We start from the raw sequence: 14,314 nt of genomic DNA, 5'->3' as shown, positions 1-14,314 counted from the left end.
CCGAACACCCGATCGGGCGCCGTCAGCCCCGCCCGCCGGAACCGCCGCCCCACCGATCGCGCATAAGGTGCGGCGATCCGGTCCGCGAGCGTGGCCGGCGTCGGCTCGATCGCGTCGAGGATTTCGCGCGGCTCGATCGGCGCGCGCGCGCCGCGCAACCCGTGGCCCTCGCCGATCTCGAGGATCAGCGCGGCGATCGTCGGGTGGAGGTGGAAATGCTTGTGCGCGTTGACGTGATCGAGCGGCAGCCCGGTCGCGGCGAACGCCTCGAACTGCGCGGCGATCTCGGCGCGGACCTGTGCGCGCACCGAGGGGCGGAAGAAGATCTCCACCGCCAGCCACGCCATGTCGGTGCGGAACGCGCCGTCGCCGTCGACCAGATCGGGGATGACGCGCGGCGGCAGCATCGGCCGCCCCCCGACCAGCACGACATGCAGGCCGACGCCCAGCGACGGCATCGCCTTGGCGCGCGCCACCGCGTCCGCCGCGCCCGCGCCCGCCACCATCAGGCTCGCGGCGGTGAGGATGCCCGAGCGATGCGCTTGCTCGACCGCCTCGTTGACCGCGACCGCCGCGCCGAAATCGTCGGCGGTGACGATGAGCCGCCGCATTACATTCCTCCCCGGCACGGGGAGGGGGACCGCTCGCGCAGCGAGGGGTGGAGGGGGCTATCGATCAGGCGCAACGCCGGTAGAGGGCCCCCTCCACCATCCTGCGGATGGTCCCCCTCCCCGTGCCGGGGAGGAACCACGCGCACCTAAGCCGCCGCCTGCTTCCGGTTCCTGAGGAAGCTGAAGAACTCCACCCCCTCGCGCAGGCGGCGCTTCATCATGTCCCAGTCGCGGAACATCTCGCCGAGGATCGCGGCCATCTTCGAAGGGCGGAAGTAGAAGCGCTTGTAGAATTCCTCGACCTTGTCGAAGATCACGCTCGCGGGCAGGTGCGGATAGCTCAACTGGGCGATCTGGGTGCCGCCCTCGGTCAGCAGGTGATCGCCGCCGTCGAACCAGTCATTCTCCACCGCCTGCTTGTAGAGGAACGTCCCCGGATAGGGCGCGGCGAGGCTCACCTGGAGCGTGTGCGGATTGACCTCCTTGGCAAAGGCGATCGTCTCCTCGATCGTCTCCAGCGTCTCGCCGGGCAGGCCGAGGATGAAGGTGCCGTGGACGACGATGCCGAGTTCGCGGCAATCCTTCGAGAAGCGCTTGGCGACCTCGACCAGCAGGCCCTTCTTGATATTGTGCAATATCTTCTGGTTGCCGCTCTCGTAGCCGACGAGCAGCAGGCGGCAGCCGTTGGCCTTCATCACCTCCAGCGTCTTGCGCGGCACGTTGGCCTTGGCGTTGCACGACCAGCTCATCGGAAAGCCCGGCTTGCCGAAGCCGATCGCGCCCAGCGCGCGCGCCAGTTCCTCGACGCGCGGGGCATTGTCGGTCAGCGTATCGTCGTCGAAGAAGATCTCCTTGGTCTGCGGGATTTCGCGCAGCACATATTGCACTTCCTCGACGACGTTGGCGATCGAGCGCGTGCGATAATTGTGCCCGCCCACGGTCTGCGGCCACAGGCAGAAGGTGCAGCGGCTCTTGCAGCCGCGCCCCGTGTAGAAGCTGACATAGGGGTGCTTGAGATAGCCGCCGAAATATCTCTCGATCGTCAGGTCGCGCTTGTAGATCGGCGAGACCATCGGCAGATCGTCCATATTCTCCAGCATCGCGCGATCGGGATTGTGGACGATCTCGCCCGCCGGATCGCGCCAGGTGATGCCCTTGACCTCGGCCAGCGGCACGCCCTCGGCGACCTCCTTGACGGTGAAGTCGAATTCGTTGCGGCAGACGAAATCCACCGCCGCCGAGCGCCGGAGCGCCACCTCGGGCTCGACCGCGACCTTGGCGCCGATCAGGCCGATCAGCGCGCCCGGATTGCGCGCCCGGATCAGCTCCGCGGTGTGCAGGTCCTGCCGGAAGCTGGGGGTCGAGGTGTGGAGGATGACGAGCTCCTTGCCGTCGACCTCATGCTTGATGTCGTCCCAGCTCTGGTCGTGCGCGGGCGCGTCGATCAGCCGCGATCCCGGCACCATCGCCGCGGGCTGCGCGAGCCAGGTCGGATACCAGAAGCTGCGGACCTCGCGCTTCATCTGGTAGCGCGCGCCGGCGCCGCCGTCATAGCCGTCGAACGAGGGCGCCTGGAGGAAGAGGGAACGCATCATCGGGACGGTGACTCCGCTTGGGCCATGACGCGGCCCTTGCCCGCCATTACAAGCTGTTGCCCCCGCCAATCAACCGATCGCGCGACGAACGCCCTCAGGTAGAGCGCCAGTGAGAGAATATCGCGGAACGGCAGCATCCAGAAAGGACAGGTCGAGGCCCCCGCCCAGCCATCGACCGCGCGCTTGAGCAGAAGGCGCGCCGCGAGCGTGGCGCACACCAGCACCGCCCCGAGGCGCGGCATCAGCGGGAGGAGCGCCAGCGCGAACGGCAGCGGATAGGTGAAGACCATGCCCGCATTGCCGAGCGGATCGACCGCGCGTAGCGTCACGCTCCAGCGCAACTCGTGCCGCCAGAGCGCGCGCAGGCTCGCCTCCGGGAAGTCATGGACCAGCAGCATCGGCGGCAGCACCACCTTCAGCCCCAACCCGCGCACCGCGCGGCCGATCTCGTAATCGTCGGCGAGGACGTCGGCGAAGCGCGCGAAGCCGCCGATCGCCTCGAGCGTTTCGCTGCGCAGCGCGATCGTCGATCCCATGCAGGGATGCGCGAAGCCGAGCGTTTGGCTGAGCACCACCGAGGGCAGGAAGTGATAGCTCGTCGCCGCCGCCGCGAATTGCGACCAGCCTCCGGTCGCGCCCCGCCCGCGATAGAAGCAGGTCGCCGCACCCACCCCCGGCTCCGCAAGCGCGCCGCCGAGCCCCGCGAGATACTCGCGCGGCACCGCCATATCGTCGTCGCTCAGCACGATCAGGTCGTGCCGCGCGGCGGGCAGCATGTTGATGAGGTTGGCGATCTTGGCATTCGCGCCGTGCGACTTCGGGTCGACGATCTCGACGAGCTCGCGCATCTCTCTCTTCTCGTCATCCCCGCGTAAGCGGGAATGACGGAGGAGGGGATGGGAACGGCGAAGCCCGGCAAGCACCTGCCGCGCCGGATCGTCCTCCCGCTGGAGGCCGCACACCATCTGGATCGGCGCCTCCCACTCCTGATCGAGGAACCCCGCGAGTTTTTCCGCCAACCCCGGCACCGCGCCATGCAACGGCTTGAGCAGGCTCACCGCCACCGCCGCCCCCGGCGCCTGCCGCCGCCGCGCCAGGCGTGCCACCCCCAACGCACTGTGCAGGTTCGCGCCGATCCCGCCGATCGCGAGCGCGCACAACAGCCAGGCCAGGATCGTTGCCACCGCGCGCGCCTTAGCCCCGATCGCCGCCAAGGTCAGCCCGCACGGTTCCTCCCCCGGCGGGGGAGGGGGACCGCCGCCGCAGGCGGTGGTGGTGGGGTGTCGCGCTATCCAGAGGGCGACACCCCTCCGTCAGGCTTCGCCTGCCACCTCCCCTCACAGGGGAGGATCGGCCGCACCCCGGCTCGGCTCGCCGCGCGCGCCCTTCTCAACCCCGCCGCCGCCGCTTAGGGGCAGGCGGGATGGCGCGTGGGCGGACGATCCTGGTGACCGGAGTGACCGGCTTCGTCGGCTCGGGGGTTGCGCGCGCCTTCGCCGACGCGGGCTATCATGTGCGCGGGATGGCGCGCGCGGCCAGCGATCGCACCAACCTCGCCGATTTTCCCGGCGAAATCGTCACCGGCGATCTCGACGACGAGGCATCGCTGGTCTCCGCGCTCGGCGGTGCCGACGCGCTCGCCCATGTCGCCGCCGACTATCGGCTGTGGGCGCCCGATCCGGAGGAAATCGTCCGCAACAATGCGGCGGGCACGCGGGCGATCATGGCGGCCGCGCTGGCGACCGGCGTCAAGCGCATCGTCTACACCTCCAGCGTCGCGACGCTGAAGCCCGACCCCGCGCGCCCCGCCGACGAGGACCGCCCCGCCACCCCCGAAAGCGCGATCGGCGCCTACAAGCGCAGCAAGACCGTCGCCGAGCGGCTGGTCGAACAGATGATCGCCGAGCAGGGCCTGCCGGCGGTGATCGTCAATCCCTCGACCCCGATCGGCCCGCGCGACGTCAAGCCGACGCCGACCGGGCGGATCATCGTCGATGCGGCGCGCGGCAGGATCCCCGCTTATGTCGATACCGGGCTCAACCTCGCGCATGTCGACGATGTCGCGCGAGGGCATGTGTTGGCGTTCGAGAAGGGACGGATCGGCAGGCGCTACATCCTCGGCGGCGGCGATGTGCCGCTGGGCGAGATGCTCGCCGAGATCGCGCGCCAGATCGGCCGCAGGCCGCCGCGCTGGAGCCTGCCGATCGCCCCGCTCTTCCCCGTCGCGCTGGCGATGGAGGGTATCGCGCGGCTCAGCGGGCGCCCGCCGCTGCTCACGCTCGATACGCTGCGGATGGCGCGCACCCACATGTATTTCTCCAGCGCGCGCGCCGAGGCCGAGCTCGGCTATCGTCACCGCCCGTGGCAGCAGGGCATCGCCGATGCGCTCGCCTGGTCGCGCGCGCGGGGCCTGCTCGGATGATCGCGGTTACTTCCCCTCGACATGGCTGTTCGCTGCCCGCGCTTGGCGGTACGGTGCCCGGCATGAGGGTGCAGCCATGACCGCGACGCTCGCCGCCGACGCGCCCCTCGCCTCGGGCAAGGGGCACAGGAACGAGAATTTCCCCGTCGCATCGGTGCTCGTGGCGGCGGCGCATCGCGGGGCGATCATGGCCTTCTACCGCTTCGCGCGCGGCGCCGATGATGTCGCCGATCATCCGGGCGCGCCGCCCGCCGAAAAGCTCGCGTGGCTGGGTGCGATGCGCGACACGATCCTCGGGAGCAGCGACGCCGACGCCGCGGCGCTGGCGCTGCGCGAGACGCAGGCGGCGCACGGCATCGATCGCGCCCACGCGCTCGATCTGCTCGAAGCCTTCACGCGCGACGTCACGATCGACCGCTATGAAAGCTGGGACGATCTACTCGATTATTGCCGCTATTCGGCGGCGCCCGTCGGGCGCTACGTGCTCGACGTGCATGGCGAGGATCGCGCCCTGTGGCCCGCGTCCGATGCGCTGTGCGCCGCGCTCCAGATCATCAACCACCTCCAGGATTGCGCGAAGGATTATCGCGCGATCGACCGCGTCTATCTGCCGCAGGAGCTGCTCCGCGCCCACGGCGCCGCCACCGAAGACCTCGGGCGAGACCATGCCACCCCCGGCCTGCGCGTCGCGATCGTCGATGCCGCGACTCGCGCCGAGGGGCTGCTCCGCCGATCGGCGGGCTTCGCGCGCGGCATCCGCGATATCCGCCTCGCGATGGAGGTCGCGGTGATCCAGGCGCTGGCGGTCAGCCTCGCGCGGCGCCTCAGGACGCGCGATCCGCTCCGCGAGCGCGTCCACCACGGCAAGCCCGAGATGCTGGCGATCGCCGCCACCGCCGCGCTCAAGCGGCTGCTCCGCCGATGACCGCCGAAGCCACCGAGGCGCCGCCCGCCGCCAAGAGCAGCTTCTACGCCGGCATGCGCGTGCTGCCCAAGCCCGAGCGCGAGGCGATGTACGGCATCTATGCCTTCTGCCGCGCGGTCGACGATATCGCCGACGATATGCAAGGCGAGCGCATCGATCGCGCGCAAGCGCTCGACGCGTGGCGCCGCGACCTCGACGATCTCTACGCGGGCGGGCCCGGCGGGCAGGCGGCATTCCTCAAGCCCGCCGTCCAGCGCTTCGCCCTCGCGCGCGCCGATTTCGAGGCGGTGATCGATGGCATGCAAATGGATGTCGACCGCGATTTCCGCTGGCCGCCGCACGCCGAGCTCGATCTCTATTGCGATCGAGTCGCCTCGGCGGTGGGGCGGCTGTCGGTGCGCGTGTTCGGGATGGACGCCGCCCCCGGCAAGGCGCTGGCGCACCATCTCGGCCGCGCGCTCCAGCTCACCAACATCCTGCGCGACATCGACGAGGATGCCGCGATCGGCCGGCTCTATCTGCCGCGCGAGGCGATCGACCGCGCGGGCGTCCCGATCGGCGATATCGCGCGCGTCATCGCCGATCCGCGCATCGATCGCGTGTGCCGCGCGGTCGCCGCGGAGGCCGACGCCCATTATGCCGAGGCCAAGGCGATCCTCCGCGCCCGCCCGCGCGGCCACCTCATCGCGCCACGGCTGATGGCGGCGGCCTATGCCGAGCTGCTCCGCCGCATGCGCCACGCGGGCTGGGCGAGCCCGCGCAAGCGCGTCCGCCACAATCGCCTCGCATTGTTCTTCACGCTGCTCAGGCTCAAGCTCGGCCTGTGAGACGCGCGCATGTCGTGGGCGCGGGGCTGGCGGGGCTCAGCGCCGCGATGACGCTCGCCGAGGCGGGCTACAGGGTCCGCCTGTCGGAGGCCGCGCCGCACGCGGGGGGCCGCTGCCGCTCGTACCGCGATCCCAAGCTCGGCTGCACGATCGACAACGGCAACCACCTCGTCCTCTCCGGCAACGCCCGCGTCGCCGCCTATCTCGCGCGGATCGGCGCCGGCGACCGGCTGGCCGGCCCCACGGACGCGCGCTTCGATTTCGCCGATCTCGGTGACGGCGCCCGCTGGCAGGTCCGCCCCAATTCGGGCCCGATCCCGTGGTGGATCGCCGCCCCGCGCCGCCGCGTCCCCGGCACGCGCGTCCGCGATTATCTGCCGCTCGCCCGCCTCGGCGCCGCCGGGCCCGACGAACGCCTCGCCGATCGCCTCGCAGTCGGCGGCGCGCTCTGGGCGCGTCTGCTCGATCCCTTCTTCGTCTCCGCGCTCAACACGCCCGCCGCCGGCGCCTCGGCGAAGCTCGGCGGGGCGATCGTCACCGGCACGCTCGCGAGAGGCGGGCAGGCCTGCCGCCCTTTGGTCGCGCATCCCACGCTCTCCGCCGCCTTCGTCGATCCCGCGCTCGCCTGGCTCGAAGCGCATGGCGCCGAACTCCGCTTCGGCCGTCGCCTGCGCGGCTTAGAGGAGGCGGGCGGCCGCGCCACCGCGCTCGCCTTCGCCGACGCCACCGATGCCGTCGCCGCGCACGAGCCGGTGATCCTCGCCGTCCCCGCCTGGGCCGCCGCCGAGCTGCTCCCCACGCTCACCGTTCCCGATCGGCACCATGCGATCGTCAACGCGCACTTCCTGCTGGCGCCGCCGCCCGGCGCGCCGCTGCTCACCGGCGTGGTCGGCGGCACCGCGCACTGGATCTTCGCCTTCCCCGATCGCCTCTCGGTGACGGTCAGCGCCGCCGACGCGCTGTGCGACGAGGATCGCGAGACGCTCGCCGCGCGCCTCTGGACCGATGTCGCCGCCGTGCTCGGCCTCGCCGATCCGCTCCCCCCCTGGCAGATCGTCCGCGAGCGCCGCGCGACCTTCGCCGCCACCCCCGAACAGGATCGCCGCCGCCCGCCCGCGCGCACCGCGCTTGCCAATCTCTTGCTGGCGGGCGATTGGACGCAGACTGGCTTGCCCGCCACGATCGAAGGGGCGATCCGCTCGGGCGAAAGCGCTGCGGGGATCGCGATCGCCGAGGGACGTTGATGCTGCGCACCGAAGATCAGGCTCCGGCTCATCCCGCTCCGATCGACCGCATCGATGCGGCGGTCGGCGGCGCCGCGCGCGCGCTCAAGCGCCTCCAGCAGCCCGACGGCCATTGGGTGTTCGAGCTCGAGGCGGATGCCACCATCCCCGCCGAATATGTCCTGCTGCGCCACTATCTCGGCGAGCCCGACGATCTCGAACTGGAGGCCGCGATCGGTCGCTACCTGCGTCGCATCCAGGCGGATCATGGCGGCTGGCCGCTGTTCCACGATGGCCCGCTCGATATCTCGGCGACGGTCAAGGCTTATTACGCGCTCAAGATGATCGGCGACGATGTCGACGCGCCCCACATGGCGCGCGCGCGCGCCGAAATCCTCAAGCGCGGCGGCGCCGCCGTCAGCAACGTCTTCACGCGGATGCAGCTCGCGCTGTTCGACGCGGGATCGTGGGAGATCATTCCCGAAATCCCCGTCGAGATCATGCTGCTCCCGCGCCGCTTCCCGATCCACATCTCCAAAATCTCTTATTGGGCGCGTACCGTCGTCGTCCCCCTGCTCGTGCTGGCGGCGCTGCGGCCCGTCGCGCGCAACCCGCGCGGCATCCGGGTCGACGAGCTCTACGTCCCCGGCGTCCGCCCGCCGTCGCGCGGCGCGCATGCGCACCGGGGCTGGGCGCTGGGCTTCAACCTGCTCGATCGCGGATTGAAGCGGATGCGCGGCCGCTGGCCCAAGGCCACCCGCGCCCGCGCGATCGAGGCGGCGCGCGCCTTCGTGGTCGAGCGGCTCAACGGCGAGGATGGCCTCGGCGCGATCTATCCGGCGATGGCCAATTGCGTGATGATGCTCGATGCGCTGGGCGTCCCCGCCGATCATCCCGATCGCGCGGTGGCGTGGCGCGCGCTCGAAAATCTGCTCGTCCGCCGCCCCGATGGCGAGGTCTATTGCCAGCCCTGCGTCTCGCCGGTGTGGGATAGCGCGCTTGCCGCGCACGCGATGCTGGAGGCGGGCGAGGAGGAGGCCGCCGGCGCCGCGCTCGATTGGCTCGGGCCGCGCCAAGTGCTGGATGTCGCGGGCGACTGGAGCTGGCAGCGCCCCGGCCTGCGCCCCGGCGGCTGGGCCTTCCAGTACAATAACGCGCATTATCCGGACACCGACGATACCGCCGCGGTCGCGCTGGCGATGGACCGCGCCGCGCCGGGCCGCTTCGCCGAGCGCATCGAACGCGCGCGCAAATGGACGCTCGGCATGCAGAGCGCCGACGGCGGCTGGGGCGCGTTCGATATCGACAACAGCCACCATTATCTCAACAACATCCCCTTCTCCGATCATGGCGCGCTGCTCGATCCGCCGACCGTGGACGTCGCCGCGCGCTGCGTCTCCTTCCTCGCGCAGCTCGCGCGCCCCGAGGATCGGCCCGCGATCGATCGCGGCATCGCCTTCATAGCGAAGGAGCAGGAGGCCGACGGTAGCTGGTTCGGCCGCTGGGGCGTCAACCACATATACGGCACCTGGTCGGCGCTGTCGGCGCTCCATGCCGCGGGCGTCGCGCCCGATGCGCCGATGATCCGCCGCGCGGTCGCCTGGCTCGAAGAGATCCAGAACGGCGACGGCGGCTGGGGCGAGGATTGCGAAAGCTATGCGCTCGATCGCAAGTGCCACACGCCCGCCCCCTCCTCCGCCTCGCAGACCGCCTGGGCGCTGATCGGGCTGATGGCGGCGGGCGAGGTTGAGAGCGCCGCCGTCGCGCGCGGCGTGCAATGGCTGCTCGCGCACCAGGACGCGGACGGCCTCTGGGGGCAGGAGGTCTATACCGGCGGCGGCTTCCCCCGCGTCTTCTACCTCCGCTACCACGGCTATCCCAAATTCTTCCCGCTCTGGGCGCTCGCCCGCTACCGCAACCTCCAGCGCGGCAACACCAAGGCGGTGACATGGGGGATATGACGCCGCTTGTCCTTGTCGCCACCGGCTTCAATCGCGAAGTCCGGACGCTCCCCACCGAAGGCGTGCTCGCCGTCGCCGGCGGGGGCGATGCCGTGGCGCTCGAACGCAATCTCACCGCACTCGCCCCCAGGGTCGCTGGGATCGTCAGCTACGGCCTTACCGGCGCGCTCCACGACGATCTGCGCATCGGCGACTGGATCGTCGGCGATCGGATCTGCGGCGCGGTCGACATGAGTTGCGATCCCGGCTGGGCGCACGCGCTCGCCGCCCGCCTGCCGGGCGCGCGGATCGGCGGCTTCTTCGCCGATGGCCGGATGATCGATACCGTCGCCGAAAAGCGCGATCTCGGCCGCTGCCACGCAGCACTCGCGGTCGATATGGAAAGCCACGTCGCGGCGGCCGTCGCCAGGGCGCACCGCCTGCCCTTCGCGATCGTCCGCATCGTCTCCGACGAGGCCGGCCACCTCCTCCCCCCCGCGATCACCGTCTGCATGCGCCCCGACGGCAGCCTCGACACGCTGGCGATGCTGAAGAGCCTCGCGGTCCATCCCGGCCAGACCGCCGACGTCGCCAGGACGATGGCCAATTTCGCGCGAGGCTTCCGGGGGCTGAAGGCGGGCGCGAAATTGCTCGGCACGCGGATGGCGTTCCCTGCCTGAGTTCACTCTTCCAACCACAACCTCCCGTCACCCCAGCGAACGCTGGGGTCTCAGGCCATGAAGCTAGAGTCCGATGATTTTAGCCTTACCCGCTCCTGCTGAGGTGAGACCGAGTAGCTCCGCAGGAGCGTATCGAGGGCTCGTATCGAAGTACGGGCTTGTCCTTCGATACGGGCTCTCGACAGGCTCGATCCCTACTCAGGATGAGCGGAGGAGTGGGTCGATCTAAACTCATCCTGCTGAATGAGATGCCAGCCTGCGCTGGCATGACGAGATATGCAGCTATGCGAACCCCTCAATGCACCTCGACGCGCCCGTCGACCTTGTTGCCGGCCTTCTCCATCCGCCCAAGATGCGCATCGACGTTGAGGCTGAACACGTCCTTCGCGCGGCGCTGCTTGTCGAGCGGGATGTCCTTGGCCATCGGGCCTTCGGTACGCACGCCCTTCAACGACAGCATCACGGCCTTGATCGGGTGGCGGACGATGTCCTTCACGGCGCTGCCCTCGAAGCCGCAATGGACCATGCAATCCTGGCACTTTTCGTAATTGCCGACGCCATATTGATCCCAGTCGGTTCCGTCCATCAGCTCGCTGAACGTATCGACATAGCCCTCGCCGAGCAGGTAGCAGGGCCGCTGCCAGCCGAACACGGTGCGCGCCGGCATCGCCCAGGGCGTGCATTTATAGGCTTCGTTGCCCGCGAGGAAATTGAGGAAGGCGCGCGATTGGCGGAACGGCCATTCCTTGCCGCCGCGCCCGCGCGCGAGGATGCCGCGAAACAATTGCTTGGTCATCGTGCGGTTGAGGAAGCTGTCCTGATCGGGCGCGCGCTCGTAGCTGTAGCCCGGCGATACGGTGATGCCGTCGACGCCCAGCGCCTTCACCGTATCGAGAAAGGTCGCGACACGCGCGGGATCGGCGCCGTTGAACAAAGTGCAGTTGATCGAGACGCTGAAGCCGCGCGATTTCGCCAGCCGGATCGCATCGACCGCGATATCGTAGACGCCGTCCTGGCTCACCGCCTGATCGTGCATGCCGAGATCGCCGTCGAGGTGGATCGACCAGGTGAAGCCCTTGTGCGGCTTGTAATCGTCGATCTTCTTCTTGAGCAGCAGCGCGTTGGTGCAGAGGATGACATATTTCTTGCGGTCGAGGAAACCGCGCACGATCCGGGGCATGTCGCGGTGGAGCAGCGGCTCGCCGCCGGCGATCGAGACGATCGGCGTGCCGCATTCGTCGACCGCCGCCATGCACTGCTCGTAGGACAGGCGCTGGTTGAGGATCGAATCGGGATAATCGATCTTGCCGCAGCCCTTGCAGGCGAGGTTGCAGCGAAACAGCGGCTCCAGCATCATCACCAGCGGATAGCGCTTCACGCCGCGCAGGTGCCGGCCGACGATATAGGCGCCGATGCGCGCGATGTAGGGGGCGGGTGCGAGCATGAGATCAGCCTTCCACTGGCGCCGGCGCCGGCTGCCCCAGCTTGCGGAGCTCCGGCGGCAGGCGGAATTCGATATTCTCTTCGATGCCGTCGAGCTTCTCGACGGTCACCGGCAGATAGGCGCGGATGCGGTCGACGACGCCCTGCACCAGCTCCTCGGGCGCCGAGGCGCCCGCGGTCAGCCCGATCACCTCGACCTGTTCGAGCCAGGCGGGATCGAGCTGCGAGGCGTCCTCGATCAGGAAGCTCGGCAATCCCTCTTCCTCGCCGATCTCGCGCAGCCGGTTGCTGTTCGAGCTGTTGGGCGCGCCGACGACGAGGATCATGTCCGAAACCCTGCACAGGTCGCGCACCGCTTCCTGGCGGTTCTGCGTCGCGTAGCAGATGTCCTTCACGTCGGGGCCGATCACGTCGGGGAAGCGCGATTGCAGCGCCGCGATGATCTCGCGCGTGTCGTCCACCGAAAGCGTCGTCTGCGTGACATAGGCGATCGGCGCGTCGGCGGGCAGCGGCAGCGCCGCGACGTCGGCGACGGTTCCCGCCAGCCACACCTTGCCGTCGATCTGGCCTAGCGTGCCGACCACCTCGGGATGCCCGGCATGGCCGATCATCACGAGGTTGCGCCCCTGCTTCATGTAGCGGCGGCCCTGGAAATGCACCTTGCGGACGAGCGGGCAGGTCGCATCGAGCACCTGGAGTTCGCCGGCCTTGGCCTCCGCCTCGACCTCGCGGGAGACGCCGTGCGCGCTGAACACCGCGACCTCGCCCGCCGGCACCTCGTTTAGCTCCTCGACGAACACCGCGCCCTTGGCGCGCAATTTTTCGACAACGTGGCGGTTGTGGACGATTTCGTGGCGGACGTAGACGGGCGCGCCCACGCGATCGAGCGCCTGATCGACGATGTCGATCGCCCGGATCACGCCTGCGCAAAATCCGCGCGGCTGCGCGAGCACGATCTTGGCCACGGGTCCTCCCAACGCGAAACTCCTCATCCCTTTGGTCTTATTGCTGCCGCGCAGCAAGGGCTTGCCTCCGCCTGGCTTAAGCGCGGCTGACCGATATGAACCCGGTGATAGACGTCGCCATGTCCGCGTTCAGCCCCCGTTTGGATGGAAAATGCGTTAGACTGTGCGGGAAAAGAGGAGAGAGATGTGAAATCGTGGATGCCGCTAGCCGCCGCCGTCGTGCTCGCCGGTCCCGCGCTTGCCGCGCCTGCCGCCGCCGAGACGGGCGCCGCCGCGCATATCGCCGCTTATGACGACAAGGTGGTGGCGATCATGAAATCCGGCCTGCCGATGCCCGCGCGCGTCGCGCGCTTCCAGGCGCTCGTCGCGCAGAGCTACGACATGCCCGCGATCGCCGCCTTGGTGATCGGCCCGGGCTGGGCGAGCGCGCCCGCCGCCGATCGCGCCGCCGCGATCGCAGCACTCACCCGCCACTCGGCGATCAGCCTCGCGCGCAACTTCAAGAGCTGGTCGGGCGAACGCTTCACGATCGATCCCGCCGTCCAGCAGCGCGGGCCCGACAGCATCGTCAAGGTGACGATCAGCGGCTCCGGCAGCGACATCCTCTACTTCCGCCTCCACCGCGCCGGCACCGGCTGGTCGATCGTCGACGTCATCTCGGGCGGCGTCAGCCAGCTCGCCGTCCAGCGCTCCGATCTGGCGAGCACCGCCGCGACCGGCGGCGCGGGTGCGGTGGCGAAACGCCTCGCGCAGGTGGATGCCAAGGCCGGGAGCTGACCCCTATACCGTCACCCGGACGGCTGTCCCTGGAGGCCGTCCTGTTCAAGCCGAAACGTCACCCCGGCCTTGAGCCGGGGTCCCGCTTCTTCTTCAGCTTTGGCAGGCAGCGGGACCCCGGATCACGTCCGGGGTGACGAGAGTATAACGTCAACAGGACAGCCTCTAACCCCGCGCCTTGCGCTGCGGCCCCAGCAGCGCCGGCTCGAACACCAGCGCGCAGACGAGCGTCCAGACCAGCGACAGCATCAGCACCTTGCCCATGCTCGCCGTCCCCGGATGGTGCGAAAGCCAGAGGCTGCCGAACGCCATCCCCGTCGCCAGCGCCGAAAAGAAGATCGCGCGCGCCAGCGGCGATTGCAGCAGCCCGTCCGCGCCCGCGCGCCACGCCATCACGAAATAGATGTGGAACGCCACGCCGATCCCGAACAGCAAAGGAAAGGCGATGATATTGGCGAAGTTGATCGGCTGCCCGATCAGCACGCAGGTGCCGAGCGTCAGGAAGCCCGAGAGCACCACCGGCGCCAGCGTGAACGCCACCTCCCTGACGCTCCTCAGCGCCGCGAACAGCAGCAGCGTGACGATCGCCAGCGCCAGCACCCCCGCCTCGACGAACGCCCCCCCGATCGTCCGCGCCGCGCCTTGCGTCGAGACCGCCGTCCCCGTCGCGTCGGGCGCCACCGCCAGCACCGCCCTGGTGAAGCGCGCCAGCCCTTCATTGTCGGCGAAGGCGGGTTTGGGCACGACCTGGAGCCTGATCTCGCCCCGTGGCGACACCCAATCGCCTTTGATGTCCGCGGGCAGCGTCGCCATCGTGATCGGCTCGGCCTGGAGCGACAGATGCAACCGCCCGAGCATCGTCTTGAGCGGCGGCACCAGCAGCGCATCGGCCGCGCGGCGCTCCGC

At 69.6% G+C, this 14,314-nt stretch carries 12 protein-coding genes and 1 pseudogene; 7 read left to right on the top strand and 6 right to left on the bottom strand.

The genetic code is table 11. From position 1 onward, the window contains the following. From hpnK to hpnI, 3 genes are all read right to left on the bottom strand, one after another. On the bottom strand, positions 1–611 hold a 611-nt coding region (hpnK, locus tag HUU94_RS12325), incomplete at its 3' end, for a hopanoid biosynthesis-associated protein HpnK (protein WP_174275362.1). A gap of 146 nt (positions 612–757) precedes the next feature. Continuing rightward, positions 758–2,206, bottom strand: coding sequence for a hopanoid biosynthesis associated radical SAM protein HpnJ (gene hpnJ, locus HUU94_RS12320; RefSeq protein ID WP_217429621.1), 1,449 nt, complete (start codon positions 2,204–2,206; stop codon positions 758–760). Beyond that, the gene (gene hpnI / locus HUU94_RS12315) at positions 2,203–3,390 is read right to left on the bottom strand and encodes a bacteriohopanetetrol glucosamine biosynthesis glycosyltransferase HpnI (protein WP_174275361.1); all 1,188 of its coding nucleotides are present in this window, start codon (positions 3,388–3,390) and stop codon (positions 2,203–2,205) included. The genes hpnJ and hpnI overlap by 4 nt, the downstream gene beginning before the upstream one ends. A gap of 239 nt (positions 3,391–3,629) precedes the next feature. On the opposite strand from hpnI, the gene hpnA reads away from it, so the two are divergent. From hpnA to HUU94_RS12285, 6 genes are all read left to right on the top strand, one after another. Then, complete coding sequence (hpnA, locus tag HUU94_RS12310) at positions 3,630–4,628, top strand: hopanoid-associated sugar epimerase (RefSeq protein ID WP_174275360.1); 999 nt, start codon at positions 3,630–3,632, stop codon at positions 4,626–4,628. 76 nt (positions 4,629–4,704) lie between these two features. After that, positions 4,705–5,553: a squalene synthase HpnC gene (gene hpnC / locus HUU94_RS12305; RefSeq protein WP_174275359.1), complete on the top strand. Its 849-nt coding sequence runs from the start codon at positions 4,705–4,707 to the stop codon at positions 5,551–5,553. Continuing rightward, on the top strand, positions 5,550–6,380 hold the full coding sequence (gene hpnD / locus HUU94_RS12300) for a presqualene diphosphate synthase HpnD (RefSeq protein WP_174275358.1): 831 nt from the start codon (positions 5,550–5,552) through the stop codon (positions 6,378–6,380). Before hpnC ends, hpnD begins: the two co-directional genes overlap by 4 nt. Beyond that, positions 6,377–7,624: a hydroxysqualene dehydroxylase HpnE gene (gene hpnE, locus HUU94_RS12295; RefSeq protein WP_174275357.1), complete on the top strand. Its 1,248-nt coding sequence runs from the start codon at positions 6,377–6,379 to the stop codon at positions 7,622–7,624. Before hpnD ends, hpnE begins: the two co-directional genes overlap by 4 nt. Beyond that, positions 7,624–9,564: a squalene--hopene cyclase gene (shc, locus tag HUU94_RS12290; protein WP_174275356.1), complete on the top strand. Its 1,941-nt coding sequence runs from the start codon at positions 7,624–7,626 to the stop codon at positions 9,562–9,564. Before hpnE ends, shc begins: the two co-directional genes overlap by 1 nt. Continuing rightward, on the top strand, positions 9,561–10,223 hold the full coding sequence (locus HUU94_RS12285; RefSeq protein WP_174275355.1) for a phosphorylase family protein: 663 nt from the start codon (positions 9,561–9,563) through the stop codon (positions 10,221–10,223). Before shc ends, HUU94_RS12285 begins: the two co-directional genes overlap by 4 nt. A 295-nt stretch (positions 10,224–10,518) precedes the next feature. Here HUU94_RS12285 and hpnH read toward each other — a convergent pair whose 3' ends face one another. Together hpnH and ispH are read right to left on the bottom strand one after the other, a co-directional pair. After that, on the bottom strand, positions 10,519–11,667 hold the full coding sequence (gene hpnH, locus HUU94_RS12280) for an adenosyl-hopene transferase HpnH (RefSeq protein WP_174275354.1): 1,149 nt from the start codon (positions 11,665–11,667) through the stop codon (positions 10,519–10,521). 4 nt (positions 11,668–11,671) lie between these two features. Further along, the gene (ispH, locus tag HUU94_RS12275; protein WP_174275353.1) at positions 11,672–12,631 is read right to left on the bottom strand and encodes a 4-hydroxy-3-methylbut-2-enyl diphosphate reductase; all 960 of its coding nucleotides are present in this window, start codon (positions 12,629–12,631) and stop codon (positions 11,672–11,674) included. A 186-nt stretch (positions 12,632–12,817) separates the two neighbouring features. Here ispH and HUU94_RS12270 point away from each other — a divergent pair, with 186 nt between their 5' ends. After that, a complete protein-coding gene (locus HUU94_RS12270; RefSeq protein ID WP_254602188.1) occupies positions 12,818–13,408 on the top strand; it encodes an ABC transporter substrate-binding protein in 591 nt (196 codons plus the stop codon). A gap of 165 nt (positions 13,409–13,573) precedes the next feature. On the opposite strand, the pseudogene HUU94_RS12265 reads toward HUU94_RS12270, so the two are convergent. Next, positions 13,574–14,314, bottom strand: a pseudogene (locus HUU94_RS12265) (MMPL family transporter); the annotation flags it as partial.

It is taken from the genome of Sphingomonas bacterium (assembly GCF_903644055.1).
In the GTDB taxonomy this organism is placed as follows: Bacteria; Pseudomonadota; Alphaproteobacteria; order Sphingomonadales; family Sphingomonadaceae; genus Sphingomonas_I.
Note: the sequence above shows the minus strand (reverse complement) of the source record. Positions and strands in the feature narration are given on the sequence as shown.